The organism is Acinetobacter sp. UBA3025 (genome assembly GCF_002367915.1).
Classification (GTDB): domain Bacteria; phylum Pseudomonadota; class Gammaproteobacteria; order Pseudomonadales; family Moraxellaceae; genus Acinetobacter.
This window is the reverse complement of sequence record NZ_DFDO01000260.1, coordinates 1-4,913: the sequence shown is the minus strand read 5'-3', so window position 1 is coordinate 4,913 and position 4,913 is coordinate 1. Positions and strand designations below refer to the sequence as shown.

Annotated in this window: 7 protein-coding genes; 5 read left to right on the top strand and 2 right to left on the bottom strand. The window is 45.0% G+C overall.

Annotation, left to right across the window (positions count from 1 at the left end; all coding sequences use genetic code 11):
* The 5 genes from B4J23_RS10985 to B4J23_RS10965 all read left to right on the top strand — a co-directional run.
* The coding region (locus B4J23_RS10985; RefSeq protein ID WP_291360604.1) for a TetR/AcrR family transcriptional regulator at positions 1-531 on the top strand (531 nt) is incomplete at its 5' end.
* Between the two features lie 61 nt (positions 532-592).
* Positions 593-1,459: a formyltetrahydrofolate deformylase gene (purU, locus tag B4J23_RS10980; protein WP_004781900.1), complete on the top strand. Its 867-nt coding sequence runs from the start codon at positions 593-595 to the stop codon at positions 1,457-1,459.
* Positions 1,460-1,652: 193 nt separating this feature from the next.
* Complete coding sequence (locus tag B4J23_RS10975) at positions 1,653-2,429, top strand: TonB-dependent receptor (RefSeq protein ID WP_034702349.1); 777 nt, start codon at positions 1,653-1,655, stop codon at positions 2,427-2,429.
* Between the two features lie 25 nt (positions 2,430-2,454).
* On the top strand, positions 2,455-3,078 hold the full coding sequence (locus B4J23_RS10970; RefSeq protein WP_034702346.1) for a MotA/TolQ/ExbB proton channel family protein: 624 nt from the start codon (positions 2,455-2,457) through the stop codon (positions 3,076-3,078).
* The gene (locus B4J23_RS10965; protein ID WP_004781905.1) at positions 3,078-3,482 is read left to right on the top strand and encodes an ExbD/TolR family protein; all 405 of its coding nucleotides are present in this window, start codon (positions 3,078-3,080) and stop codon (positions 3,480-3,482) included. Before B4J23_RS10970 ends, B4J23_RS10965 begins: the two co-directional genes overlap by 1 nt.
* A gap of 89 nt (positions 3,483-3,571) precedes the next feature.
* Here the strand turns inward: B4J23_RS10965 and msrA are convergent, their stop codons facing one another.
* Together msrA and B4J23_RS10955 are read right to left on the bottom strand one after the other, a co-directional pair.
* On the bottom strand, positions 3,572-4,096 hold the full coding sequence (gene msrA, locus B4J23_RS10960) for a peptide-methionine (S)-S-oxide reductase MsrA (protein WP_004781907.1): 525 nt from the start codon (positions 4,094-4,096) through the stop codon (positions 3,572-3,574).
* Between the two features lie 98 nt (positions 4,097-4,194).
* Positions 4,195-4,656: an META domain-containing protein gene (locus B4J23_RS10955; protein ID WP_291360600.1), complete on the bottom strand. Its 462-nt coding sequence runs from the start codon at positions 4,654-4,656 to the stop codon at positions 4,195-4,197.
* Positions 4,657-4,913 lie beyond the last annotated feature (257 nt).

Sequence of the window (4,913 nt, the reverse complement as noted above, 5' to 3'; positions counted from 1 at the left end):
CAGCATCAAACGCTGGAAATGCTGGCACTTCCGGAAGATCGTGCTCTGGATGCCAATGACAAGATTCATTATTTTCAGGTACTGAGCAGTCAGCTTTGGGCTTATCGTTTTCTGCACCGTGATGTATACCATCTGGTCGAAAATAACGAAGATTTCCGCAAGCTTTATCCACGCTTTGCCGGACAGGTCATGCAGCAGGGACAAAAAATTTATAAAGCCTTTGTAAATGCCGGCCTGATGGAAATGACTGATTCAGAAATTGAAGCGCTGATCATTAACCTCTGGATCGTACTGACCAACTGGACCAACTTCCTGTATATGTCGGGGCATATTACCGATTCCAACACTCTGGAAGAAAAATGGGTCTGGCAGGCACTGCGTCAGATGGTGTTCCTGGAAGGTGCTTATCTGCGAGGTGAAAGCCGTCAGACGTATGAAAGCTTACTTAACTCGTTCGGTTCTTCAGAGCTATTTGCCAGTCTGTCGTCGCCTAAACCGCCTGAATCTGAACAAACTATTCAGAATATCTAAGAAACGCGTTAGAATACTCGGCTTATTTTTTTAATTTAACTAATTAGTGACCTTAACCAACATGAATATGACGACTGCTAATACCGCACGTTTATTGATTACTTGTGAAGACAAGCCGGGCATCGTGCAGGCTGTTTCAAGCTTCTTGTATCATCAGGGTGCCAACATTACCGCGCTTGATCAATACGCGACAGCAGCGCAGGGCGGACGTTACTTCATGCGTGTTGAGTTTGAACTGGACAATCTGCAAAGCCGTAAAGAAAGCCTGTTGCAGACTTTTGCTGGCAATGTTGCAGAGCGCTATGGCATGCACTGGCGTCTGGCACTGGTCAGTGATGTGAAGAAGGTCGGTATTCTGGTTTCTAAAGTCGACCATGCATTGCTTGAACTGCTATGGCGTCATGCACGCGGCGGTCTGCCATGTGAAATCACTAAAGTAGTATCGAACCACGAGACTCTACGTGAATCAGTAGAAAACTTTGGTATTCCGTTTGAAGTGGTTCCTGTGACCAAAGAGAACAAACGTGAAGCCTATGCACAGATTGATGAACTGATGCAGGGCAACGATCTGCTGGTATTAGCCCGTTATATGCAGATTCTCGATGAAGAGTTCGTAAGTAAATGGGAAATGAAAGTGATCAATATTCACCATTCATTCCTGCCAGCGTTCGTAGGGGCTAATCCGTACAAACAAGCTTATGACAAAGGTGTCAAACTGATCGGTGCAACTGCACACTATGTGACAGCTGATCTGGATCAGGGTCCAATCATCGAGCAGGATGTGGAGCGTGTGAACCATGACTTTACCGTTGAGCAGCTGCGTGAACTGGGTCAGGACGTTGAACGTAATGTGCTGGCACGTGCAGTAAGATGGCATCTGGAAGACCGTGTCATTGTCGACGGCAATAAAACTGTCGTGTTCCAATAAGCGCTTGCATCTCGGTTTAAAAAAGGCATGCTTTAAGTATGCCTTTTTTGTTTGAAACAAAAATAATGGAGAAAAGTGGGATTAGTAGTTGCAAATGAAAACACTTCTCATTTATTATTGGCGTACTTTAATTGTGCTAACCGATGAGCTTGATAGTTTGTTTCACATCATCTCTTCGAGGTAAATAGATTTAATGAGTCAAGTTGCTGCTCCCATGACACCACCACCGTCAAATCAGATGAAAAAGAAAGTCGTTTCTATTCTGGCGGCAGTTCTGGTCGGACACGTGGGTCTTTTGTGGGCAGTCAGCCAGATGGAAGCACCTGAACTGAAACAGGTCGATAAAGAACCTTTAAAGGTTCGTTTCGTCAAACTTCAGGAAGCTCCAAAACCTTTACCGCCGAAGCCAAAGCCGCCAGAGCCAAAACAAGAGCCACCAAAGCCGAAAGAAGTTAAAATTGTAGAAAAACCGCTGCCACCGCCACCCAAAAAAGTAGAAAAAATTGAGCAGGTGAAAAAAGCAGAAACGCCTAAACCTGTTACTGCACCGCCAGTTGAAACCAAACCAGCACCAAGTCCAGTGGTTCCTGCGGTCGTGACTGAAACTAAAAAAGTGGCACCTGCGCCTGCACCGGTTGCGCCACCAGCACCTGTCGCACCGCCGGCTCCACCTGCACCGCCAGCACCGAAAAGTGTTGCAATTGGCGGCGGCGTATCTTGGCAGCGTGCACCAAAAGTGTCGCTCTCGGCAGGAGAGTTAAAATCAGCCTGTTCATTGGTGGTAGATGTATCGGCAAATGAGCAGGGGAAAGTGGTCTCTGCGACCGCACGAAATTCGAGTTGTAGTCCGGCCGTTACGCGCAAAGTTGAATCAGCGGTACGTCGTGCACAACTGACCAAATATGTTGAAAATGGTGTGGCTTATCCAACCCGTGTGGAACAGCCTTTCGATTTTCAGATTACCAAATAACGGCTAACCCATTAGGAGTTCGAATATGAACTTTTCAGTTTATTGGCAACATGCTGATGCAGTCAGTAAAACACTGTATTTCGTGTTATTGGCAATGTCGATTGCGACATGGACCATTTTTGTGCTGCGTTTAATGGGCACTCGCCAACTTAAACAGATTGCCTATGCTCAGTTATCTAAAGCATTAGGACAATTGAAAAATAAAATGACTCCTTTGGCATTTGAACAACGTAAAGCTGTAGCTGAGCAGGCTTTATTGCGTCAGATTGCATTAGAAAAAGGTAATGCGGAAAAAGGTGTATCTGTCTTGGGTACCATCGCTTCAATTTCACCCTTTGTCGGTCTGTTCGGTACAGTATGGGGGATCTTCCACGCACTGGTTGCCGTGGGTAAGAGCGGTCAGGCAGGTCTGGCACAAGTAGCCACTCCCGTGGGTGAAGCGCTGATCATGACCGGTCTGGGTCTGGCTGTGGCGATTCCTGCAGTACTTGCATATAACATCTGTGTACGTGTCAACCGTACTTTAAGCAATGAACTGCAAGACCATGCGCATAGCTTATTGATTGATACCATGTTGCAGCAGGACTCTTCTGCAAAGAAGGCTGATGCGAAAGTAACACAAGACAGTTTAGTTGGAGGTCAAGCTTAATGGCTTTTCAATTGGGTGAAGACAACGATACAGGCATGAATGAGATGAATCTCATTCCCCTGATCGACATTATGTTGGTATTGATGATCATCTTTCTGGTGACAGCGACCGTTGCGAACCCATCAATTCCATTAACCTTGCCGCAAACCACTGCAGAAATTATTGACCTGCCACCTGAAAATGTCACCATCAGCATCAATGCCAAAGGTGATGTAGCGTGGAATGGTGATGTACTGACCCTGGATCAACTTGAAACCCGTTTCAATGAGGCGAGCCAGGCACAGCGTCAACCGACCATCGTATTGAAAGCAGATAAAGAATCACGTTATGACACCGTTGCTCAAGTGATGTCACGCGCGAGTGGAGCCGGACTCAGCGATATTGCCTTTGCAACTGATAACTAATTTTTTACTCTCAATGAAAAAAGCGACTGATCTCAGTCGCTTTTTTATTACCTTAATTTAAGAGGGCATTTGATCAAGCCGCATCCAGATTAATGAGTTTTGAGCAGCGTCATAAACTTATGTTGTAATTTGTTCAGCTTGGGCGGAATCGCGAAATTACAGTAGCCCTGATTCGGATTCTTGGCAAAGAAATTCTGGTGATATTCTTCAGCAGGGTAGAAAGTCGGTGCAGGGCTAAGTTCAGTCACAATATTCAATCCTTCAGCTTTCAATGAGTCTATTGTGAGCTGTGCAGTTTCTTTCTGCTCATCATTAAAATAATAAATCACAGAACGATACTGCGTGCCGACGTCATTGCCCTGACGGTTTAATGTCGTTGGATCATGGGTTGCGAAAAAGACTTCGAGCAACTGACTATACGTAATCTGATTTTCATCGAAATCGATCAGGATCACTTCGGCATGATTGGTATCACCGCCGCAGACTTGCTCATAGGTCGGATTAGGATTTTGTCCACCCGCATAGCCGCTGACGACCTTCTGTACGCCCTGAAGCTGTAAAAATACTGCTTCGGTACACCAAAAGCATCCACCACCAAATAGTGCTTGTTGCATGGTTAAGTCCTCATCATTGTAGAGTGCTGATTATTGAATGTTCATATGAGTATGAAAGATATAAAGCCTGCACGACACAGGTTTTTTGTAGTTAAAACTTAGCGAGGCTGTACTGCACTTTCTAACTGAATGAGTAAATTGCCATGACGGTCCATTAATTTCAGGGTTTTACCATAGACCTGATAATGAGTCACTTTGCTCAGTGCCTCCTTAAATTTCTGATCCAGACCTGCATTATCCAGACAAGCCATTTCGGTACTCGCCATCTGGCTTAAGTTAAGGGTGTCTTTGCCGGCAGTGTAGCTGCCCATTATACGGTTACAGCCATCTGCGCCAGACACGCGTTGAGTCGCTGCATCGAATTGCAGACTTGGAATATTGCGTGTTGTCGGTGTTGTAGTAATTTCGGTATTACCAATCTGGTTCACAATCCAGGTGCGATTTTGCAGGAGCTGTAAATTATTTTCAGTTTTGACTGATGAGGTACTCGGTACGGTTTCACAACCTGACATAGCAAAGACTGAACCTAAAATCATGATTGCTGTTAATTTTTTTAGCATGAGAGAGACTCTAATTCTGAGTTAGCTATTTGTATATAAACAAAAAAATGCAATATATGCCAGTTGATTTTGTATCTTTCTTTAAGTTGGATAGCTTAGAAAATTATTTGGAACTCGGCTCAGGTAGGCCTTGACGCAGGCGTTGTGAATACTCCTGACTGGAGATCTGACCGGTATCCCTAACTCGTGGATTAACATGTGCACGCTGATACCAGGTTTGTATATCCCAGCGTTGATCTAGCGCTTTTAAATCATAT

What these genes read in the sequence shown, in the direction of transcription:
- msrA (WP_004781907.1), bottom strand. Translation starts at nt 4,096, where the DNA reads ATGCAACAAGCACTATTTGGTGGTGGATGCTTTTGGTGTACCGAAGCA.
- B4J23_RS10970 (WP_034702346.1), top strand. Translation starts at nt 2,455, where the DNA reads ATGAACTTTTCAGTTTATTGGCAACATGCTGATGCAGTCAGTAAAACA.
- B4J23_RS10965 (WP_004781905.1), top strand. Translation starts at nt 3,078, where the DNA reads ATGGCTTTTCAATTGGGTGAAGACAACGATACAGGCATGAATGAGATG.
- purU (WP_004781900.1), top strand. Translation starts at nt 593, where the DNA reads ATGAATATGACGACTGCTAATACCGCACGTTTATTGATTACTTGTGAA.
- B4J23_RS10955 (WP_291360600.1), bottom strand. Translation starts at nt 4,656, where the DNA reads ATGCTAAAAAAATTAACAGCAATCATGATTTTAGGTTCAGTCTTTGCT.
- B4J23_RS10975 (WP_034702349.1), top strand. Translation starts at nt 1,653, where the DNA reads ATGAGTCAAGTTGCTGCTCCCATGACACCACCACCGTCAAATCAGATG.